Origin of the sequence: Actinoallomurus rhizosphaericola (assembly GCF_024055675.1) — a bacterium.
GTDB lineage: Bacteria > Actinomycetota > Actinomycetes > Streptosporangiales > Streptosporangiaceae > Actinoallomurus > Actinoallomurus soli.
The window spans coordinates 1-21,686 of sequence record NZ_JAMXMW010000012.1; the positions used below are offsets into that span (position 1 = coordinate 1).

The following is a 21,686-nucleotide window of genomic DNA, read 5'->3' on the forward strand; positions in this document are numbered from 1 at the left end:
CCGATGCAGCCTGCGGATCTCCGCCCAGTCCTCCACGCTCAGCACCCCTCTCCACTAGCCCCAAAGGGCTCGAGGTGGGTCCGTTTTCACGCGTCGCCACTGGTCCAGTTTTCAGGCGTCGTCGTCAGTGTGGCGCTGAGATTCGAGGCTCTATGGAGCTGTCAAGTATCGGGTTCTTCTGGGTCATCGGCAGGTTCGCGGCCGGTGTGCATGCCGTTTGTGCGGGACGGCGCCGGTGCGGTGCCCCTCTGAGGGTCGATGACTATGAGGCTTGGAATCTCCTCAAGGAGAAGACCGGTCTGTTGCTACCCCCTTGGTCTATGCCTTCGGTGCGTAGATCAGGGCGGATGACGGGGTCATCGTAGCGGCCCTTGACGGCAGGCCTGTGTTGGCAGCTGCGGTGGATGGATCGAGACCAGTTTTTTCCTTTTGCGAGACGTGACCTTGGCTCTGTGGTTACGGTGCCGGACGTCGCCCAGTACGTGGGAGTGACGGTGCCATGCGCCACTGACATTTCCGGTGGCTGGTGGGTGGTCGTCGTAGAAGGAGGGCCGGGGTGCGGATACGGGTGGCTGTGCATACCGAGGCGCGGGAGCTGGCCTGGGGGTCGGTTGTCCGTCCGGGGCGGGCGCTGGTGTATTCGCTGCTTGAGCGCGTAGCCCCGGAGCTTGGGGCCGAGCTTCATTCGCAGGGCTGGAAGCCCTACGGCATGGTTCCGTTCGGATATTCGGCGCCGGTGTTCGCTGAAAGCCGGCGGAGGCGGGGCGTCTATGCGGTGGGCGGCGCCGGGGTGTGGGAACTGGGGAGCCCGGTACCACAGCTGGTCGAGGCTTTCGGGACGGCGCTTTCCGGTATTCCGGTCCTGGCGTGGGGGGCCACGGCGTTCATCGTGGATGCGGTCGAGGTGGTGGAGCCGCCGTCGTTTTCCGCTGGCCGCGGGCGTTTTCGGACGAGCACGCCGATCGTGTTGAAGGGTTCGGGCAGGGATGAGGCCGGGGTGCGGCATACCCGTCAGGCGTGGTTGCTTCCGGGCGAGCCGGAGTGGGATGTGGCTTTTGAGTACAACCTGCGCCGTAAGGCCGAGACCCTCGGCCTTGACCAGGACGTCGCGCTGGAGAGAGTCACCTGGATTGGCCCGAAGCGCTCTTTCGCGGTCGCCGGACGGGCGGGTGCGGGAGGCCATAAACCGGGGGCGTGTGTCGAGGTGGAGATCAGCGGCGCTCCGGAGGTTCTGCAAGCCGTGTGGAGTTGGGGGCTGGGCCAGGCCAACAGCACCGGCTTCGGGTGGGTGATCGCATGACGGCCGACTCGGTCGACCTTCTCGAGCAGTCCCGTCTGGTGTTGACCGCGCACCCGCTGCAGCGGATCGGCGCATATGCGACTGCGGCGCTGGCCGGCGATACCGGTCCCGAAGAGTTGCCGGCTGAGGATTTCGAGCGCGCGGTGCAGTTGATGACGCGCCAAGCGATCAACGCGGCGTTGGTACGGGACAGCAAGGCCGCGCATGGGTTCTGGTTGAAGACGAGTTACTCGATCAACCCGAACTCTCCGATGAACCATCCGAGCAACGGCAAGAAGAGTGCGGACAGCATCCGGACGGCGATCGAACAGTGGCGCAGCCTGCCAGATCCGCGGACCTGGCCGGGCGTCGACTGCGTGCTGTGCGGGCGAGCGGCGGTCGGGTTCTTCGGAAAACTCGATGTTCCGTTGGCCGAGAGTGACGCCTACCGCAACAGCACGCCCCGCGGGCATGCGGGGCTGGCGTTGTGCCGGCCGTGTTTGGTGAGCTTCCACGCGCTCGCCTACGGCAGTCACCTGACCGGTGGTTCGTGCTATGCGCTGCACAGCTGGGATGGGCGTTTCATGCGCCGGACCGTGGAACGCCAGGTCGATCGCAACAAGATGATCGCGGAGACCGGCAAGGTCAGCGACAGCTATGCAGCGGCCCGTGAGGTGGTGGCGTTCAGGGCGCTGCGCCGGTACGGCGAGCGGCTGACGGCCGGTGTGGAGCTGCTGGTCTTCAACAACAACAATCGCGGCCAGTCGCTGGAGATCCACGCGTTGGACCAGCCGCTGGCCGAATGGCTGCGGCGGACACTCAGACCCGCGAACAGGCCGGGGTTCAAGGTTCTGGTCCAAGCTCACGCCTCCGCGCGGCTGCCCGGTGTGGTGGCCCTGGCCAGGAATGCCTTCACCGAGCCGTCGCGGATCGTTGGTGCCGTGGCAGCCCACCTGGGCCGGCTCGTCGCCCTTACCGATCGCGACCGTGAGCAGGTGTCCTCTGCGGTGGGCCTGCTCTATTCCTTCGTCACAGAGGTGATGCAGATGGACGCCAAGGACCTGGCCGAACTCCAGTCGACCGCGCGCAAGGTCGCCGGGCTGCTTTCGGTTGAGGAATCCGGCGGCAAGTTGAATGCCCTTCGCGCGTGCATGCGGGATCCCAGGAAACTGCGGGCCTGGCTGACCCGGCACGGGGTGCGGTGGGCGATGAACCGCCCGGACAAGGCCGATGGCCCGTTGGTCAGTGAGCGGGCTTTCGTCCTGTTGTTCGATCCGGCCCAGGACAACCCGGGCTGGTTCCACCGGGATGTGTTCTTGATCGGGGTGCTGGAGGAGCTGACCCGGCTCGGTTGGCGGTCCAAGACCGCCGAGGAGGACCTGCAAGAGCTCGACGACAGCACCGATAAGGAGTTCACCGAGAAGATGGAGGAAGAGCAGTGAGTTTCCTGGCCGGGAAGATCGTCCTGGACGTGGTCGCGGGCGCGCCCAACAACGGTGAGGGCGAAGACAACATCGGCAAGGTCAAAAAGCTGCGGGTAGGGCGCGAGGAGTTCCCCTACGTCTCGGCGCAAGCGGTGCGCCGGTGGTTGCGTGACTCGCTGCCCCATGACGAGCCCCGCTCCGGAGTGACCCGCTCGGGCACCGGAAAGAAGCAACAGGCCTACACCGAAGGCCGCCCCGACCGGTACCTCGATGATGACCTGTTCGGGTACATGGTCGCGGTCAAAAACGACAGCTACCAGCGGGACACCGTCCTGGCTACCGGCACCTTCGTGTCCTTGACCCCGCAACGCGCCACCGCCGATTACGGCACGATGAGCCGGGACTTCCCACTCGGGGAACACCCCGTGCTCCACCAGCATGAGCTCTACAGCGCGGTGCTGGCCGCCGACGTGCTGTTGGACCTGCCGCGGGTGGGGGTGTTCGAGACCGACGGCAGCGGACTTCGGGTGGCGCTCAGCCCGGCCGCCGCCGAGGAGGCCCAAGCCAACGGGGCCGAGCCTGTGACGCTGCGGGGAACCAGCGCACTTCGGCTCGCCCAAGCCGAACGCCGCCGGCGTGTCGCGGTGGTGCTGAACACTCTCGCCAAACTGCGGGGCGGAGCCAAGCAGGCCCTGCATTACGGAGACCGCACCCCCGCCTTCGTTCTCCTCGCGCCGATGAAGGGCGGCGTGAACCCCTTCACCCGGGTGGTCGGTGCCAGGGACGGCAAACCGGCCTTCCAGCCGAGCGTGCTGCGCGAAGAGCTCTCCGCCTGGGCCGACGAACTGGACGGGCAGGTCCTCCTGGGATGGGCGCCGGGATTCCTCGGCGACCAGCGGGACCATGCCGAACGTGAGCTCAAAGACCTGATCGAGGACGGCACGGTCAGCATCCAGCACCCCCGCGTCATGCTGACCGGACTCGCCGCACAGATCGAACAGGGTATCCATGACGACTGGTTCGAGGACCCGTCGGCGTGACCGGCACCATCGCGCTGGAAGCGACGTTCACCACGCCCGTCACGTCCTTCCGTAACCCGCTGTATGCCGGCGTGCAGGTCACACTGCCGTGTCCACCGCCGGCCACCGTCGGCGGTCTGCTCGCCGCCGCGGCCGGAGGCTGGGACCAGGTGGACACAGGGCTGCGGTTCGCGATGGCCTTCCACGCCGGGGGAAGGGGCGTGGACTACGAGACGTACCACCCCTTGGACGCTTCGGGGAAGAAAGCCTCACCCACCCCGCGCAACCGTGAGTTCCTGGCCGCGACCGTGCTGACGGTCTGGCTGCTGGACGATGTCGAGCAGTGGTGGCGGCGGTTGCGCCGCCCGGTGTGGCCGTTGCGGCTGGGCCGCAGCCAAGACCTCGTGGGCATCTCGCTGCAGCGGGTGCCGCTGACATCTGCTCCGGGGGTGCTGGGCTCTGCGATCGTTCCCGGCGATGCGGCCATCACCGGGGGAACCCCCCTACGGCTGCCCACGGCCATCGCCCCAGGACGGGACAGGACCCGGTGGGGCACCTACCGCTTCGACGCCACCGGGCGTAGTCAAGCCCGCGTTCCCGACAGCGCATCGACCCCGGACGGGCGGGCCGTGATGCTGCTGCCCGGCTGTCACCCCGATGCCGCCGCCTGGCGGTGAAACCGATGCCAGAGGCACTGTCGGCCTTCTACGCCAAAAGCAGCCGGTCCGGGCGACCTGCCGAACCCCTCACCGACCATCTGGCGGCGGCGCTGGCCGCCGCCGGCTGGCTCCGGCAGCGGGTGGGCGCGATCGCAGCAGTCGACGCCAGCCTCCGACGGTTGTTCTGGAGCGCCGTTGAACTCGCCGCGCTGACCCACGACGCAGGCAAGATCGCAGACGGCTTCCAGGACATGGTCACCGGAGCGCACCGAACCTGGGGAGAACGACACGAAGTGCTGTCCCTAGGATTCCTGCCCTCCCTCATCCACGACCCCGAACTGCTGCTGTGGGTGGCCACAGCGGTGGCCACCCACCACCGCCCCCTCGGCAACCAGCCCGGCCGCGACCTGGACTCCCTCTACCACCCCTACGACCTGGACGAGCTGCGCGAACGCTTCGGGAAGATCTCCCCTGCGGCCGTGCACGCGTTGCACCGATGGCTCGGTGCCACAGCCCGGCGTGCCGGGCTACCCGTCCCGGACCCCACGCATGCTCCGATACACGCCGAAGATCTGCCGGCCACCGCGCACCAGATGCTCGACACCCTGCTGGAACACTGGGCGGACCGCGCCACACCCGGCCGCGGCCTCACCGCCATCCTGCTCCAGGGCGCCGTCATCTTGGCCGATCACCTATCCTCCGCCCACAAGCAGCTGTCTTTCCACCAACCCCTGGACGGTTCCTTCCCCACGCTTTTGGACAAGCGCTTCGCCGACGACGGCAAGGTCCTGCGCCCTCACCAACGCCGTGCTGCGGCATCCTCAGGGCATCTGCTGCTGCGGGCTCCGACCGGCAGCGGCAAGACCGAAGCCGTCCTGCTGTGGTCCGCGAACCAGGTCACCGCCCTGCAACAGCAGACCGGCGGGGTGCCGCGGGTCTTCATCGTCCTTCCGTACCTGTCGTCCATCAACGCGATGGCCGACCGGCTCAAGAACCTCCTCGGCACCCCGGACACCGTCGGGGTCGCGCACTCCAAGGCCGCCTCCTACCACCTCGCGGCCGCCATCACACCCGAGGACAGCGCAGAAAACGACGACCCGAACACTTCTCCTCACCGTATCGACGCCGCGACCAAAGCCGTCGCCCGCGCCGCGGCCACCAAGCTGTTCCACGAATCCGTCCGCGTCACCACCCCGTACCAGCTGTTGCGAGGAGCCCTGGCCGGCAACGCCCACTCCGCCATCCTCATCGACGCCGCCAACTCGGTGTTCGTCCTAGACGAACTCCACGTCTACGACCCACGCAGACTCGGCTACCTGCTCGCCACCGCCCAACTGTGGGAACGGCTCGGCGGCCGGATCGCCGTCGTTTCCGCCACCCTCCCTGACCTCCTCGCACGCCTGTTCACCCAGACACTCAACACACCGTCCGTCTGGGTGAAGGCTGATGACCTGCACATCCCGCCCCGGCACCGGCTGAGCATCCGCAACCACCACCTCACCGACGCCGCCGCGCTCGCAGAGATCCGCCACCGCCTGAAACAGCACGAATCCGTGCTCGTCGTGGCGAACAACGTCGCCCAGGCACTCGAACTGTTCGAAGAACTCGCCCCCGAAGTGCAAGACCAGCACGGACAAGACGCAGCGCTGCTGCTGCATTCACGCTTTCGACGCCGCGACCGCAGCCTGATCGAAACGAAGATCACACAACGATTCGGCGCGGCCTCCCGTCGGGAGACACGGCAGCCCGGTCTCCTGATAGCCACCCAATGCGTCGAGGTGAGCCTGGACCTGGACTTCGACGTGCTCCTGACGGCGGCCGCTCCACTGGAGGCACTCCTTCAGCGCTTCGGAAGAGTCAACCGCCTCGCCGAACGTCCCCCCGCAGACGTGATCGTCCACCAGCCGAACTGGACGACCAGAGGGACCGAGCCCGGCGAGTTCGCCGACGGGATCTACCCACGAGAGCCGGTCGAGGAGGCCTGGCAGATCCTCCTGAACAATGATGGCCGCCCCATCGACGAAACCGACGCCACCACCTGGCTCAACACGATCTACGCCACCACCTGGGGCAGCCAGTGGCACGCAGAAGTCCTGGAACGACAAGAAACCTTCACCCGCGACTTCCTGACCTTCCGCCGCCCCTTCGACGACCGCTCGACACTCACCGAAGCCTTCGACGCGCTCTTCGACGGCAGCGAAGCCGTCTTGACCCAAGACCGCGACGTCTACGCTGCCGCCCTCAACCAGGGCCCCAACAACATGAAGGCTGGGCGCCTTCTCGCCGACGAATACCTGATCCCCATGCCCCACTGGGCCGGACCACTCAGCGGCTACGACAAAGAACTGAAAATCCGGCTCATCGACGGCGACTACGACCCGACCCTTGGACTACGGTCCATCCACGGCCCTGCCCAGTCCACCTACCAGCCAGGAGAAGTTCTGTGATGGAGGAAGAGGACGTCGGCGGGACCCACATCAGGTACCTCTACCACTGCCGTCGCCAACTGCGGCTGTTCATCAAAGGAATCCGCCCCGAGCACCTGAGCGCCACAGTTCAGATGGGCGAAGCCGTTCACGATACCGCCTACACCCGTAACACGCCGGTGGATCTCGGTGCTGCCCGGCTGGATTTCCTTGACGGCCAGCGCTGGGTCCATGAAGGCAAATCATCGACCCGCCCTACCCTCGCTGACGAGGCACAAGCCCGGCACTACTGCCATCGTCTTCACCGCATCGGTGTCGATGCCCAAGGCGTGATCCTGCACTTTCCAAAAACCCGCCGCACCAAACGCATACTTTACACACAGCGGGACGCAGACCTAGCGCAAGCGGACATCAGGCTTTACCGTCGGGTCCTCATCGCCCCTGCGAGGGGTCGCAACATCGGCGACAGCCGCACCACGCCGGAGACCGGCCCGGTGTCCTCATCGCTCCTGTGAGGGGTCGCAACACAGCACCGGGACCGTTCGCCGCCTTCAAGCCTTGGGTCCTCATCGCCCCTGCGAGGGGTCGCAACGCCATGAACGCGCCGTTGCAGGAGTAGAAGGTGTTGTGTCCTCATCGCCCCTGCGAGGGGTCGCAACCCGACGTCGACCAGCGTGTGTCGGAGACTGCCCACCGTCCTCATCGCCCCTGCGAGGGGTCGCAACAAGATGACCGCGCCACCAGAGTCCAGGGACGTGACGGGTCCTTATCGCCCCTGCGAGGGGTTGCAACATCCATTCGATCTCTCGGCGGGACTGTCTGAAAGATCGTGGGCGGGCTGGTGATCCGGCAGGCTGGAGCTGACGCTCTGGCTGGGAAGGATCACTGTGACCGACGCTGAAGACAACATCGAGCAGGCATCGGCTGCGGGGCTGGATGTGCAGCTGGCCGCTGAGCTGATCGAGCGGGCCAAGTCCCAGGGAGTGTCGCTGGTCGGGCCGGACGGGTTGTTGGCCGGGATCACCAAGACGGTGCTGCAGGCCGCCCTGGATGCGGAGATGACCGAACATCTGGGCTATGAGAAGGGCGAACGCCCTGCTCAGCCCGGTGGCAATCATCGCAACGGCCGCTCGCCCAAAACCGTGCTGACTGAGGTCGGCGCGGTCCCGCTGCAGGTCCCACGCGATCGGGCGGGTGAGTTCGAACCGAAGATCGTGCCCAAGCACGCCCGCCGGATCGAAGGGGTCGATGAGGCGATCGTCAGTCTGTATGCCAAGGGCCTGACCACCGGAGAGATCCGTGCCCATCTGGCGGAGATCTATGACGTGGAGGTCTCGCGTGATCTGATCTCCCGGGTGACCGACCGGGTCGCCGAGGAACTGGCGGCGTGGCAGTCCCGCCCGCTTGATGCGGTCTACCCGGTCGTGCTGATCGACGCGATCCACGTGAAGATCCGCGATGGTCAGGTCGCCAACCGGCCGATCTACGTCGCCGTGGGCATCAACTGCCACGGCGAACGCGACGTGCTGGGCCTGTGGGTGGGCACCGGCGGCGAAGGCGCCAAGCACTGGATGGGCGTGCTGGCCGAGCTGAAGAACCGCGGCATCGCCGATGTGTGCATCGCCTGCTGACGTATCTGGAGTGGGCCACGGAGTCCGCGCGGATGCTGCGCCCCCAGATCAGCGATCGGGACCTCGACCAGCTCGTGTTCACCGACCGCTACCGGGTGCTGCTGGGCAGCTGCGGCACGCTCGCCGGGACCGCCCAGCAGCGCCTTGTGAACGGCCTCGTGCAACTTGAGGTCGCCGAACGGATTGAGGCGTTCGAGGCGGCCGTGGCCGCGTTGGATACGCGGATCGGCGGGTGGAGCCAGCGGGAAGTGTTCGTTGTGGCCGACTCGAGCTTCTACATCCAGAATGAGGTGAAGCTGGCCGACGTCGACCTGCACGAGGTGCTCGACGTGCCGCGCTGGCAGTTCGTGCGCCTGCTGTTCCCGATCGTGGTGGTCGACGAGCTGGACGACCTCAAAGACGCCAGCAAGCAGCGTGCTCGCTGGCGGGCCGCCCACACGCTTGGTCTCCTCGACGGGGTTCTCAATGGCGGCACCCACGGGGTCCTGCATGAGGGTAGCGCGAGCGCCAGCGCGAGGACGGGACGGCGACCGATCGCGTCGGACAGTGAACCGGCCATGAGCAACGTGCCGACGACTCCGACACCGTTCAGGACGGTGAGACTCGCGGCAGGGTCAACCTGGAGATCGTCCTCGATCCCCCCGGCCACGTGCGCTTGGACCGCCCCGATGTCGAGATCATCGACCGGACGGTGGCCATCCAGAGCCTGGCCGGGCGCGACGTTCGGTTGCTGACGTGCGATACGAGTCAGCACACCCGGGGCCGGGCTGCCGGGCTGCACGTGACCAAGGTGGTGACGAAGGACCCCGGGGACGAGCCGGACTGGTCCGCCCCGGGCAGGTCTGGCACTGGCGTACGCGCACAGCGGCGCGCCCGGCAGGCCGAAGCGGAGGCTCCGACGACCAGTTGAGAAACGAGGACCGTGGCAGTGACACTGCGCTACGTGCCACCTGGCCGGTAGCTGTACGAGAACCAGGCCGTCGGGACTGTCTTCGCGTCGGTGACCTGCAGAAAAGGAAATTCCCTCCCTGTTCCGCGCGCGATGCGACAAACTGATCGCCGAAATACCAGGCTGACGCGTCCGATCGCTCGCCACAGCCCGCCCCCAACCGGCCCGGGACAACGTTGGGCTCCGGGGTGATCCGGAAGCTACGGCGGACGTCGGAACGATCGCCCGGACTGCGCCGCAGAAGCCGACGTTAGAGCTCCACGCCGCGAGGCGAGGAAGAACAACTCTCATCGGAGAAAGAACAAATGAGTCCCCAGGACGTTCCCGAAAACCTACCAGTTCCCGCAGCGCAGCCTTCGGTCCAGGTCCAGGCCGCTCGCGCGGATCTGGAGGCATTCGAAGATCTGATGTTCCAGGTACTGGAGGCCTGGGGGCTGCCCACGGACAACATCATCGTCGCGGCCAAGCAGCGTGAGACCCTCCTCAGGAACACTCCCGACGTCATCGAGGAACTCACCGCCGAGGAGCGGGCGGACGCGCCCTACATCGCCAAGATGATCATGGCGGGCTCGGTCGGGTTGTTCGACGCCGCGCTGAACTACCTCTGGAACGAGACGATCAACCGGTTGCGGGACCACGTCGCCGCCTTCGACGTCGACTACTTCTTCGACCTCGCCGAGACCGACCCCGCCCGCCGCAAGAACCTCAAAACCCGCGACGACCTCTCCCAGATCGACGACTACAAGCTGCTGGAAGCTGCTAACAAGATCAAGCTCGTCAGCGACATCGGCTTCAAGCAGCTCATCCACATCAACTACATGCGCAACCACGCGAGTGCCGCGCATCCGAACATCGAGGAGCTGACCGGCCTCAAGCTGGCCGAGTGGCTGGAGACCTGCATCAAGGAGGTCTTCCGGATCCAGCCTCGCAACGTCGTCGCCGCGATCGGCAAGCTCCTCACCAACATCAAGTCCAAGCGGCTGCCGAAGGACGAGCTGAAGAAGATCGCAGCGTTCTTCGACGGGCTAGAGCAGGACCAGGCCGACAACCTCGCCGCCGGCCTCTTCGGTATCTACACCCCCGCCGACGCGACCCCAGAGATCCTCGACAACGTCCGCTCGCTCTGGCCCGACCTCTGGCCGCTGGTCAGCGAGGACGCCCGCAACGAGGTCGGCATCAAACTCGCCCGGTTCACCGCCAACGCCGACACCGACCGGGCGATCCGCGCCAGGGAACTGCTGGACCTGGTCGGTGGGTCCTCCTACCTCCCCGAGCCCGAGCGCGTCGCTGAGATTCAGCAGGCCCTGGACGACCTCAAGCGGGCCCACGAGGCGCACATGCGCAACTATGCCGAGGAGCCACCCGCCGCGCAGCGACTCAAGGACGTCGTCGGCCGCCACGGAGACATCCCCGAGCAGGCCATCCGCAGCTACGTCGTCCACCTGGTCAATGTCTTCCTGACGAACGGCTACGGGGTCGCCTGGAACGCGGAGCCGATCTACAAGGAGCTCATCGGCCGGTTCGACGGTTACCAGGCAGCGATCGCCCTTCGAGCCTTCGCGAACTCGCAGATCCGGCTCAAGCTCCAGGACGAATGGCCGCGCAAGAAGTGGCAGGAACTGCTCGACCTGATCGACCCGAAACTCACCGGCCGCAGCGACCGCGCCTTCCTCGAAACCGTCCGTAACTTCAAGGGCACCCCCGACCGGCTCTACCAGGACACGAAGATCAAGGCACTCACCAAGACCTGGATGGAGCGAAACCTGACCTGACCTCCGGCAATATCGACGCTGCAGGACGGGTGTTGAGCCCGGGGCAGCCCGCCGCCATACTGCCGCGCGGCACGACAGTATGCGGCCACAGATGCAGGAAAGGCGGCTGTCGCGGCCTCGGCGGTCACAGCCGTGGTGTCGCTGGCGGCACCGCCAGCGACCGCGTTGGTGCAGAGAAGATCGAGCGCGTAGGCATCGGCCCCGCACACGCGGGGATGACCCGCGGCGGAGACCGTCGCGGTGGCGTACGCGAACGTCGGCCCCGCGCACGCGGGGATGGCCCCCCGGGCTGATACACCACGACGATGGCGCCACCGTCGGCCCCGCGCCTGCGGGGATGGCCCTCGATATCGGCCAGACGGAGCGACCACAGCCGGGCGTCCCGACCAAGCCGACCGGAACCTGGGTCGCCCAGCAGGCCAGGAACCTGCTCACAGACCTGGGGGGAGCGGGCCGAGCCCATTAGGTTCCTCATCCGTGACCGCGACACCAAGTACACCAGCGTCTTCGATGAAGTGTTCACCTCACTCGGTGCGCGGGTCATCAAGACGCCGGTCCGGGCCCCAAAGGCGAACGCGATCGCCGAACGCCGTCGGTGCCTCTGTAGCGACCGTCTGCGTCGACTGAAGCGTCCTTCTGGGTGTGGGTCCTGAGGGGCGGCTTGGTGAGGACGGGGCCATCCGGTCATGTCCGAGGGTGGGGACGTGCTGGGGTCGCCTGCCGGCCTCGGATGGCATGTGTGTGATCCGTTGCCGGTTCGCTGGAGGGGCCGTCGGTCGTGGTGTCGCCCGCCGCTCGGACGGTGTCCGGGGTGTGGACTTAGCAAGGTCGCGGCACGCGAGCAACCATGGAGCAACCACGGTCGCCAAACCGCCCCAAAACAGACGCTGGGCGCTCCCGGTGGAACCGAGAACGCCCAGGTCGGGACGGGTGCGCCGCCAGGGACTTGAACCCCGAACCCGCGGATTAAGAGTCCGCTGCTCTGCCAATTGAGCTAGCGGCGCTTGCGACGTCCGTAACTTTAGCAGTCCTCCGGCCTCGACCGTGCTCCCCTCGATTCGGCCGTCGACACCGAGGTGACCATGGGGGCCGCTGCTTCTCAGCGCGCTGTGCGGCCGGCGATTTCGTCCACGATGTCGGCGAAGGCGCGGACCCGTGCAATCCCGATGCCGCGGTCGGGTCCCTCACCCCACAGGTCCCGCCTGCCGGGTCATCCCTCTGCCGTTGCTCAGGGAAGCGGGCCCGATGAGTCACCGCTCCTCTGCACGCGGGCGACCGCATGTTTCCACGAGGCCCACCTGGCCCACAGCGCGGCGCCGAACCTCACCGGCGACCCGGCGATGGGGTGGCCTGGCCTCGCGGGTGCGAATTGGACTCGGGGCGGGTACCGGCTGAAGCGGTATGCCGGAGGCGGCCACGGCCGGTACCCGCCGGGCGGGCTAGGACGTCGGGGTGCCGTAGACGCTGACTTCGGTGAGGTGGAAGGTGGCGTTGGCGGTGTTGCCGAGGCCGGTCACCCGGACGTACCGGGCCTCGGCCTCGGTGTTCATCGTGTCGCCCGCGTCGGTGGCGGGGGCGGGCCCGTTCCGGCCGCCGAGGGTGAACCAGTGGGTGCCGTCGGCGCTGCCCTCCAGCCGGTAGGTGTAGTAACGGGTGCCGTCGACATAGTTGCGGACGTTGACGCGGGACACGTCATCGACCGCGCCGAGGTCGACCTGCCACCAGGTCTGGCCGTACGTCATCGGCCCGCCCCAGTACGGGGAGTTGGCGCGGCTGCCGTCGTTGGCGGCCCCGGCCGGGTGGCCGGACTCCGACGACAGTGCCGTCACCGGCTTGTGGAGGCTCTGCAGGACGTCGCCGGACCCGTCGCGGGAGGTGTCGGGCGCGTCGGCGATGCCGCCGGCGAAGAGCGCGATCGCCTCCTGTGCGGTCTGGGCGTTGACCGCGCTGACGAACATGCCGACGTCCTGCGTGGCCGACGCACCGGCGACCGAGCCGGATCCGATCACGGTCCAGTTCTTGTCGTCGGAGCTGCAGGAGCCGGTCACGCGGCCGCCGTCCGTGCGCAGTCGCACGTGGACCTCGCCTGCGGTGAACCCGCCGACCTCGGTCATGTGATCGAGGCTGCCGTCGCCGTCGGCGTCATAGGAGAAGACGCAGCCGTGCTCGGGGGTGACGGCGATGTCGGCGTACCCGGCGGACCCGGTCTTGGACAGGTCGTTGCTGACGACCAGGCCGGCGCGGGTCCACGGGGATGCCCCGTCCAGCCTGGTCACCCTCGTGGACACCGCGTGACCCGAGGTGAGCCCGCCGCCCTCGTAGACGGTCGCGAGTTCGTTGGTGGCACCCTCCATGTCCTTGCCGCCGGCGGCGATGCCCGTCGTATCGCCCGTTCGCGCGAACTCGGCCGGTGCGGAGGCCGCCGCCTTGTACGGCGCCGCGACCGTACTCCCGCCGACCATGAGGAGGGAGTGCGCGGTCGCCCGTCCGGAGGCGCCTGCGGCGGTACGCCAGGAGGCCGTGGCGTTCAGGTCGGGCAGGGAACCGGCGGCGGCGTCGGCCGGGGCGGTCACCGTCCAGGTCGCGGTCGCCGTCTTGCCGGGATCGACGTCGTTTCCGGGGCCGGTGGCGGCGGTCACGGGGCGGACGGCGTAGCCGTGTGGCGCGGTCAACTCGAAGCCCACCTTGTGTGCGGTGCTCAGCGCCGAGTCGCTCGTGAAGGTCGCAGTGACGTGGACGGTACCGCCCGGGGTGACACCCTTCCGGTCGGAGGCGAGGGTCAGCACACCGGACGCCTCGTAGGCCGCCTTCGTGGCCAGCCGGTAGGCGTCGCCGTGCGGCACGGCCGCGTAGCGGGTGCCCGCGTGCGCCCAGCTTTCGGCGACCGCGCGCCAGTCGATCGGCTGCGGCTCGTCACCGGTCCGCAGCGAGTCCTTCAGCAGGCCGAAGAACATCTTCCAGCGTTCGGCGTAGTAGCCGCCGACCAGGCCGTTGAAGTCCCGGCGCGCGTAGTCCTGAATCCCGGGGCTCTCGGTCTGCCACAGTGTCACCAGCGACTTCAAGTCGTAATCAAGGGTCGCGGCCTCCTTCGGGTTCGCGGCCTGGCGGGCGGCCTCCTGCTGCCACGTGCCGAGCAGGAAGTGCGGATCGGCGCCGAGCACGTCGTCCATCAGCTTCATCTCGGCCATCCACCGGTCGGTGAGTCGCCCGAAGGCGGCGCTGTCGCGGTCGCGATAGGCGGCGAGAATCCGCGGTAGGAGTGCTCTGCTGCGGTTGGCGAGCACCTGACGAGTGACATCGACGAGGTCGTAGCGGTACGCGTCGGAGTGGCGCAGCCGCGGATCCACCTGAAGCAGCTCGTGCAGCGCCTTCTCGAACTCGGCGGGGTCGTACTGCAGCGCCGCCTGCCCGGTGTCGGTGAGGCTCGGCTGGTCATCGAACAGGGCGGTCACGTGCCGGGTGTCCTTGCCCGCAGGCCAGGAGTACGCCGTGCGTTCGATGATCTGCCAGGCCGCCACGGCATGCGGGTCGGCGGCACCGTAGCGGGCGGTGGCGTACTCGGCGAACCAGGCGTCCATGTCGACCGGGCCGTTCTCCCACGGCATGTCGGCGAAGAACTCCACCGCGGCCGGATTGTTGTCGATGGCCTCGGGCATCAGCGCGATGCCGTTCATGGCGTTGCCCGGTTTGGCGCGCCAGGCGTTGAACTTCTGGTTCCACACGGTGAGGCCGGCGCCGAAGTTCTGGTGGCCGCCGAAGTTCCAGATCGTGCCGAAGGCGTACTGAGTGCCGAGGAAGTCCTTGTCGCGGTCGGTGATGCTCGGCTGTTCGCTGAGGCCGTCCACGACGAACATCTTCGACCGGTCGACCGCCTGGAGCGTCGCCGGAAGGGGATTGCTCTGCCAGCCGAGGATGACCCAGATCGCACCCGGGTGGGCGGCCTCGAGCGCGTCCTGGACGGCCTTCGACGCCGGGCCCACCGGTACCGACCCGGCGGTGCCGCCCTCGTGCAGCAGGTCCATCTTGTACATCGTGGAGGTGCCGAAGAGCTCGGTCTGTGCCTGGTAGAACGCCGCCGCGACCTTGCCGAACTGCGGGCCGGTCGGGTCGAGCCAGTCGGGGCGCTGCAGGCCGTTCCAGGTGCCCTGCGGGACGGTGTTCGCCCCCGGGTTCCGCGTGGCGAAGTCGGTCGGGACGGTGCCGTAGTAGCCGGGCAGCACCGGCGTCATGCCCAGTTCGCGTAGCCGGTCGATGATGCGCCGGGCGAGCACGACGCGACGGTCGATCAGTTGCTGGGAGATCGGTGAGCCGGTGCAGCACATGTTCTGCAGCAGCCACCACGCCTGGTGGGCCGGCTCGGGGATCCACTTCCGCATGTCCGCCGCGCTGTAGCCGAACTGCTGGAAGGCCTGCTCGTAGACGGCCTCCTGCCCCTCGTAGACCAGCACCTGGTTGATGCCGAGAAGTGCGAGCACGTCGATGCGATGTTCCCACTCCTGCCAGCTCAGGTACGCGCCGCCGTATCCCTCATTGGTGTCGTTGAGCGCGAACCGGTTGGCGACCGACGCGTCCTGCGCGATCGGTGCGGACGGCAGCGGCAACCGCGCGGGAAGGTCGAGCTGCGAACCGCCGATCGAGACGTTGGCGTGCGCGACCTTGCGCAGGTACCAGCCGAACCCGGTGAGCTGCACGGCCGGGGAGGTCCCTGCGACCACCAGGTGCCCGCCCGCGGCGGAGACCTGGAAACGGTCAGCGCCCGTGCCCTTGTCGATCGTCCGGAACGTGACCTGGTCGGCCCGGCTCTTACCGAGAATCCGCTCCAGCGCCTGGGCGGCCGGTCCGTTGTCACGCGCGGCGGCCGTCGCGCGTGTGGGTTTCGCCGTCGCCGGTGGCGCCACGGCCAGCGGCACGGCCAGCGCCGCCGCCATGGCGGCGATGAGTGTACGAGATCGGCGCCTGATGCTCGATCGTCTTCCTAGTCGTCGGCCCAACACGCTGGCGCACCTCCACCGAAGGGAGTTTATTAAGGTCTTTACAAAACCTCGCATTAATAATGTGCATGCTGGACTCTGCGGTCAAGGGGCCAGTGGATCTTTCGGAGGGAACAATGGGAGACGAGCGTGCGGTCGGCACTCCCGTTCTGCGCCGCCTCAACACCGCTTCCGTGCTGCGTGCGGTGCGCGACTGCGCACCCGACCCCGTACGGCTGGCCGAACTGGTCAAGCTGACCGGCCTCACCCGTCCGACCGTGGGCCAGGCGGTGGAGGACCTGGTCGAGGCGGGCTGGGTCCAGCATCACCACCCGGCCGCCGCCTCCCGGAAGGGCGGCCGTCCGGCCGTCCGCGTCTCCCTCCGGGGCCGCGCCGCGCCCGTGCTGGGCCTCGACGTCGGCCCGCACACGGTCAGCGCGGGCATCGACGACCTGGCCGGCCGCCGCCTGGCCGCGGTGCGCCGATCGGTCGACCACAACAGGGCCAGCCGCGTCCTGACCGTGGTCGACGCGGTCATCGCACGCGCCCTCGAGGAGGCCGGCCTCGATGCGGACGAGATCGCCGCGGTGGTCGTCGCCACCCCCGGGATCGTCGACTCCGGCTCAGGCCGGATCCTCCTGGCGCCCAGCGTGTCGGGATGGACCTCGGTGAACCTCTCCGATCATCTTCGCGACCGGTTCCGCTGCCCGGTGCGGGTGGAGAACGACGCCAACCTCGCCGCCCTGGCCGTCGCGGGGGAGCGGGCCGGGCCCGGCACTCTGCTGGCCGTCCAGTGGGGAGAGCGGCTCGGCGCCGGCGTCGTGATCGACGGACGTCTCCACCGGGGTACCGGAGCGGCGGGCGAGATCGGCTTCATCCGGCCACCCGGTCGTGTCCCCGACACCGATGACGGCCGGGGCCCCCTCGAACGCGCCATCGGCGCCGAGGCCATCACCGAACAGGCCCGTCGGGCCGCCCACGCGCACCCCGAATCGGTCCTGGGCGATGGTCCGATCGACGCCGCCGCCGTCTTCGCCGCGGCCGCCGCCGGGGACGCGGTGGCCGAGCGGGTCGTGGACGACGTCGCCAGGACCTTCGCCCAGGCCATCGCGCCGGCCGTCCTGGTCCTGGCCCCCGACGCGGTCGTGATCGGCGGCGGGGTGGCCCGCGCCGGAACCGTCCTGCTCGCGGCCATCACCCGGCATCTGGCCGATCTGACCCTCACCCCACCCGACGTGGGGATCTCCGGGCTGGCCGAGGACACGATCCTGACCGGCGCCCTGCGCATGGCCCTGGACGATGTCTGGCACCAGCTCCCCGCCTGACGACCGCTGATCCGAGCCCGAGGCGCGACTCGGGGGAACTGCGGGCAGGCAGGCCGGCCCGAGACCGCCGGACAGCTTGAGGGCGCCTGGCTGCTCGTGCCGTGGTCTGTGCTCTGCCTCCTGCTTCGTCGGATCCTTTGGGCCGGCGTGACGGTGCCGCCCGGTACGGTGCGCGACATCCTCGAACGCGCCGGCCTCGGACTTCGGCGAGGCCGCCAACCGCCCCCGAACCATGGCACCCACCCGACTGAATGCGCAGGTGAGAGCCTTGCCGCTGACCGCGCGTAAGTCTCGCGAGTTGCGGGGAAACGGATAGACGACTTGACCTACGCGGGTACGGGGCTGATCGCCGACAGGCAGCGTGAACTAAGCGAGCTATCGGACTTAATTGACGGAGAATTCTCGACGGCCCGAACTTCCGTTATCGTGTACGACAGAGGCAGAACACGGGGTGGGGCACGAAATTCGCGCGAGGTCAAACAACAGGATCAGGGATTGACAGGGTGCTTGGCGGCATGCCCGCGGAAGCGCACTGAACTCGCCGGTCCGCTCACATCTCAAGAATTGACAGAGTGCTTGGCGGTATGCCCTCGGGAGCGCCGAATAATCGCCGACAGTTATCGACCACCCGGGAATTGACACGCGCCCGATGGTTGCCTACAGTCCGCTTGTCAGTTTTCCAGACCGCACCCAAAGGTATTCATGACTGCATCCACGTTGCCGAAGCCCAGGCAGCAGTTGATTCTTACTGTTCTTATGATGTGTTCGCTGCTGATCTGGCTGGACAACACCGTCTTGAGTACCACCCTGGAGACCCTCGCTGACCCGGTCCGTGGGCTGAACGCCGGCCCGGCCGAGCTGCAATGGGCCACCGGCTCGTACCCGCTCGCCTTCGCCACCTTGATCCTCACCGCTGGTGCGCTGCCGGCGCGATCGACCGCGATCGCCGTCTTCTCGACCTCCGCCGGTGTCGGCATGACCGTGGGCCCGGTGCTCGCCGGTGTGCTGCTCGACCACTTCTGGTGGGGCTCGGTCTTCCTGGTCGACGTCCCGGTCGTGGTCCTCGCGCTGATCGGCCTCGCCCTGCTGGTCCCGAACTTCCGCAGCCCCGCCGTGCGACCGCTGGGCCCGGCCGCGATGCTGCTGTCCATCACCGGTCTCGCGGCGCCGGCCTACGGACTGATCCGCGCGGGTCAGGTGGCGGCCTGGGGCCGTACGGACGTCTGGGCGCCCATCGTCGTCGGACCGATTCCGCTGGCCGTGTTCGTCCGCGTCGAACTGCGCAGCAAGATGCCGAGCTTCGATCCCCGGCTGCTCGCCCAGCGCGCGTTCGGTGGCGGCAACGCGGCGCTCGGCCTGCTCCTGTTCGCCGTGTCCGCGGTCACCTTCTACAACGCGTTCTACCTGCAGGGCGTGCGCGGCTACTCGCCGATCGAGGCGGGCCTGGCCGGCCTCCCGACCGCCCTCGGCGCGATCTTCGGCGCGCCCCACGCCATGCATGTCGGCGCGGTCTGGATCATGTTCGTCGCGCTCTTCGGCGCGGCCGTGCTGCTGCTCGCCCTGCGTTCGGTCCGCAAGCCCGCGGCTGCCGGGGGCGTGCCCGAGCCCGCGCGGGACGGCGGCCCGACCGCGGACCAGGCGGCCCCCCGGGCCGGTGCCGAGAACCTGACCGCCCGCGAGGGCGCCGGCGTGGGGAGCCGCTGACGCCATGGGAACCAGACAGAAACTCCCCGAGGCGCGGTCGGACACTCAGGCCACGTACCTGCCCGACCGGCACATGTTCGCCCTGTGGACCTGGGTCGACGGCGCGGTGGGGGCGGCCCCGCCGGTCGGTGACGTCGAGACCGTCCCCCTGGTCGTTCCGACGCCGGACCTCGGCAGGCTCAAGGTGGCCGACGTCGACTGCGTACTCATCGAGCCGGACCGGCTCGTGGCCGTGGCCCTCGACTCGCCCGGCAGGTCGGTGGACGTCTGGCGGTCGTGGATCGCGGGCGGCGAGCCGGCTCTGCCGATCGCCGCGCACGCGGTCCCCGACGCCACGGGTGTCGCCGTCACGACGGCGGAACACGCGAGCGGCGTCTTCCGCCGCACCACCTCGGTGGGGGCCGAGATGCGCACGGCGCTCACCGCCAAGCTGCGCCCGTATCAGGTGCGCGGGGTGAGCTGGCTGCGCGAGACCATCGACACGCACGGCGGCGCGGTGCTGGCCGACGAGATGGGACTCGGCAAGACCCTGCAGACCATCGGCTGTGTCGCCGGACGCGCCGAGAAGGGGCCGCAACTGGTGGTCTGTCCCACGTCGTTGGTGGGGAACTGGGCACACGAGATCGCGCGGTTCGCACCCGACCTCCGGGCGACGATCTGGCGCGGCGGGCCGCTGCCCGCGGTGGACGGCGGCACGGTGGTGCTCACCGGCTACCCCACGCTGCGCACGCACGGCCCGGCCCTGGCGGGGATCCAGTGGAGCACCGCGGTCTTCGACGAGGCGCAGGTCCTGAAGAACCCCCGTACGCAGGTGTCGAAGGCCGCGCGCACCATCGCGGCCGACGCGCGGATCGCCCTGACCGGGACGCCCGTCGAGAATCACCTCGACGAGCTGTGGGCCCTGCTCAATCTGGTCGCACCGCACCTGTTCGGGAGCCGGACGCAGTTCCGCCGTCGTTTCGTGCGGCCGCTCTCGGACGGCTCCCCGGCCGCTTCCGCCCGGCTGCGCGGGGCCATCGAGCCGGTCGTGCTGATGCGGAAGAAGTCCCAGGTCGCGGGGGCGCTTCCGCCCAAGATCCACGCCGATCTCCTATGCGACCTCACCGAGGTGCAGGAGCGGCTGTACGACCGGCTGCTGGAGCAGGTCATCGACGACGGCTTCGGCAGCGGCGCCCAGCGGCAGACCAAGGTGCTCGCCGTCCTGACCTCGCTCAAGCAGGTCTGCAACCATCCGGGCCTGATCACGGACGACCTCGGGGAGCTGCCGGGCAGGTCGGGCAAGCTCGACCTGTGCACCGACATCGTGGCCAACAACCTGGAGAACGACTCTCCGACCCTCGTCTTCACCCAGTACCGGCAGACCGGTGAGCTGCTCGTCCGGCACTTCGCCGAACAGCTCCGGGTGAGTACGCCGTTCTTCCACGGCGGCCTGAACCAGGAGCAACGGGCCGACATCGTCCGCCGGTTCCAGTCCGACGACGGTCCGAAGGTGCTCGTCCTCAGCCTGAAGGCCGGGGGCACCGGGCTCACGCTCACGCGCGCGGCCGACGTCATCCACTTCGACCGGTGGTGGAACCCGGCCGTGGAGGCCCAGGCGTCCGACCGGGTCCACCGGATCGGTCAGACCCGTACGGTCACCGTCACCACCCTGACCACCGGGACCACCGTCGAGGAGCACATCGCGGCCATGCACAACCGCAAGTCCGCGCTGTCGGACATCGCCGACATGTCCAGCGTCGCCGAGCTGGCCCGCCTGGACGACGACCGCCTCATCGAGGTCCTGCGCCGGAAGCGAGTCAACTGACCATGGCCGACCACGACTACGGTTACACGAAGTGGGGCAAGGACTGGGTCCGGTTCGCCGAGTCGTTGCGCCAGACCCGTCCCGATCCCCAGCTGCCGAGCGCGCGGCGCCTGGCGCGCGACGGGAAGGTGCACATCACGTTCGACGGCCGGACCGTGCGCGCCGTCGTGCACCGAGGTCGCGGCACCTCAGTGGTCACGATCGAGGTCGCGCCGATGTCCGCGGGGGCGACGGCCGCGATCTCCCGTCGGCTGAGCGGCATTCAGCCCCTGCTCACCGACGATCTGTACCGCGCGATCGCCGACGCGGGCCATCCGCTCGCGCCGGTCCTCGACAGCGTCGACTGCTCCTGCCCGGCCGACACCCCGCGGTGCGTCCATGCGCTGGCCGTCTACTACGACATGGCGCGGCGCATCGACGACGACCCCCGCATCGCTCTCGAGGTGCAGGGCTTCTTTCGCCCTTCGGCGGGCGGCGGCCAAGCGCCCGCCGAAGCGAGGGCGCAGCGCTGGATCGCGTTCAACTCCCTTGATCCGGCCGCTTACTTCACCGCGGCCGAGTGACACGGCCGGCCTGAGGGGGAGCGGTGCGTGCCCGCCCGGCTGGCACGCACCCTCACCACCCGCTGAGCCCGCGGACGCCCCCGCATCCTCCGGCTGTGACTGCCCCGCGCGCCCGCTCCGCCGGCGCCGTGGCGTCGATCGGAAGCCCTTCGAGAAAGGAC

General features: G+C 68.5%; 12 protein-coding genes, 1 tRNA gene, 2 pseudogenes and 1 CRISPR repeat array. Of the genes and pseudogenes, 13 read left to right on the plus strand and 2 right to left on the minus strand.

Features of this window, described 5'->3' with window-relative positions; all coding sequences use genetic code 11:
- The first annotated feature begins 556 nt into the window (after window positions 1–556).
- The 9 genes and pseudogenes from NE234_RS25150 (at window position 557) to NE234_RS25190 (ending at window position 11,159) form a co-directional block, all read left to right on the plus strand.
- On the plus strand, window positions 557–1,300 hold the full coding sequence (locus NE234_RS25150) for a CRISPR-associated endoribonuclease Cas6 (RefSeq protein WP_252783105.1): 744 nt from the start codon (window positions 557–559) through the stop codon (window positions 1,298–1,300).
- Window positions 1,297–2,721, plus strand: coding sequence for a hypothetical protein (locus NE234_RS25155; RefSeq protein ID WP_252783106.1), 1,425 nt, complete (start codon window positions 1,297–1,299; stop codon window positions 2,719–2,721). The genes NE234_RS25150 and NE234_RS25155 overlap by 4 nt, the downstream gene beginning before the upstream one ends.
- Window positions 2,718–3,743, plus strand: coding sequence for a type I-B CRISPR-associated protein Cas7/Cst2/DevR (cas7i, locus tag NE234_RS25160; protein ID WP_252783107.1), 1,026 nt, complete (start codon window positions 2,718–2,720; stop codon window positions 3,741–3,743). The genes NE234_RS25155 and cas7i overlap by 4 nt, the downstream gene beginning before the upstream one ends.
- Window positions 3,740–4,399: a CRISPR-associated protein Cas5 gene (cas5, locus tag NE234_RS25165; RefSeq protein WP_252783108.1), complete on the plus strand. Its 660-nt coding sequence runs from the start codon at window positions 3,740–3,742 to the stop codon at window positions 4,397–4,399. The genes cas7i and cas5 overlap by 4 nt, the downstream gene beginning before the upstream one ends.
- 5 nt (window positions 4,400–4,404) lie before the next feature.
- A complete protein-coding gene (cas3, locus tag NE234_RS25170) occupies window positions 4,405–6,828 on the plus strand; it encodes a CRISPR-associated helicase Cas3' (protein WP_252783109.1) in 2,424 nt (807 codons plus the stop codon).
- Window positions 6,828–7,160: pseudogene (locus NE234_RS25175) on the plus strand (Dna2/Cas4 domain-containing protein); the annotation flags it as partial. The gene cas3 and the pseudogene NE234_RS25175, both read left to right, overlap by 1 nt.
- 75 nt (window positions 7,161–7,235) lie before the next feature.
- Window positions 7,236–7,599: direct repeats of the CRISPR family, unit length 30 nt; unit sequence GTCCTCATCGCCCCTGCGAGGGGTCGCAAC.
- Window positions 7,600–7,739: 140 nt separating this feature from the next.
- A pseudogene (locus NE234_RS25180) lies at window positions 7,740–8,420 on the plus strand (IS256 family transposase); the annotation flags it as partial.
- 2 nt (window positions 8,421–8,422) lie between these two features.
- Window positions 8,423–9,172 carry a hypothetical protein gene (locus NE234_RS25185; protein WP_252783110.1) on the plus strand — a complete coding sequence of 250 codons (750 nt, stop codon included), beginning with the start codon at window positions 8,423–8,425 and terminating at the stop codon, window positions 9,170–9,172.
- Between the two features lie 622 nt (window positions 9,173–9,794).
- The gene (locus NE234_RS25190; protein ID WP_252783111.1) at window positions 9,795–11,159 is read left to right on the plus strand and encodes a hypothetical protein; all 1,365 of its coding nucleotides are present in this window, start codon (window positions 9,795–9,797) and stop codon (window positions 11,157–11,159) included.
- A gap of 931 nt (window positions 11,160–12,090) precedes the next feature.
- Here NE234_RS25190 and NE234_RS25195 read toward each other — a convergent pair.
- Window positions 12,091–12,163 (minus strand) — tRNA-Lys (locus NE234_RS25195).
- Between the two features lie 435 nt (window positions 12,164–12,598).
- Complete coding sequence (locus NE234_RS25200) at window positions 12,599–16,087, minus strand: alpha-N-acetylglucosaminidase TIM-barrel domain-containing protein (protein ID WP_252783112.1); 3,489 nt, start codon at window positions 16,085–16,087, stop codon at window positions 12,599–12,601.
- Window positions 16,088–16,266: 179 nt separating this feature from the next.
- On the opposite strand from NE234_RS25200, the gene NE234_RS25205 reads away from it, so the two are divergent.
- From NE234_RS25205 to NE234_RS25220, 4 genes are all read left to right on the plus strand, one after another.
- Window positions 16,267–17,454, plus strand: coding sequence for an ROK family transcriptional regulator (locus tag NE234_RS25205; RefSeq protein WP_252783113.1), 1,188 nt, complete (start codon window positions 16,267–16,269; stop codon window positions 17,452–17,454).
- Window positions 17,455–18,213: 759 nt separating this feature from the next.
- A complete protein-coding gene (locus tag NE234_RS25210; protein WP_252783114.1) occupies window positions 18,214–19,158 on the plus strand; it encodes an MFS transporter in 945 nt (314 codons plus the stop codon).
- Between the two features lie 4 nt (window positions 19,159–19,162).
- Window positions 19,163–20,962, plus strand: coding sequence for a DEAD/DEAH box helicase (locus tag NE234_RS25215; RefSeq protein WP_252783115.1), 1,800 nt, complete (start codon window positions 19,163–19,165; stop codon window positions 20,960–20,962).
- Window positions 20,963–20,964: 2 nt separating this feature from the next.
- Entirely contained in the window at window positions 20,965–21,525 is a 561-nt protein-coding gene (locus NE234_RS25220; RefSeq protein WP_252783116.1) for a hypothetical protein, read from the plus strand.
- The last annotated feature ends 161 nt before the right edge of the window (window positions 21,526–21,686 follow it).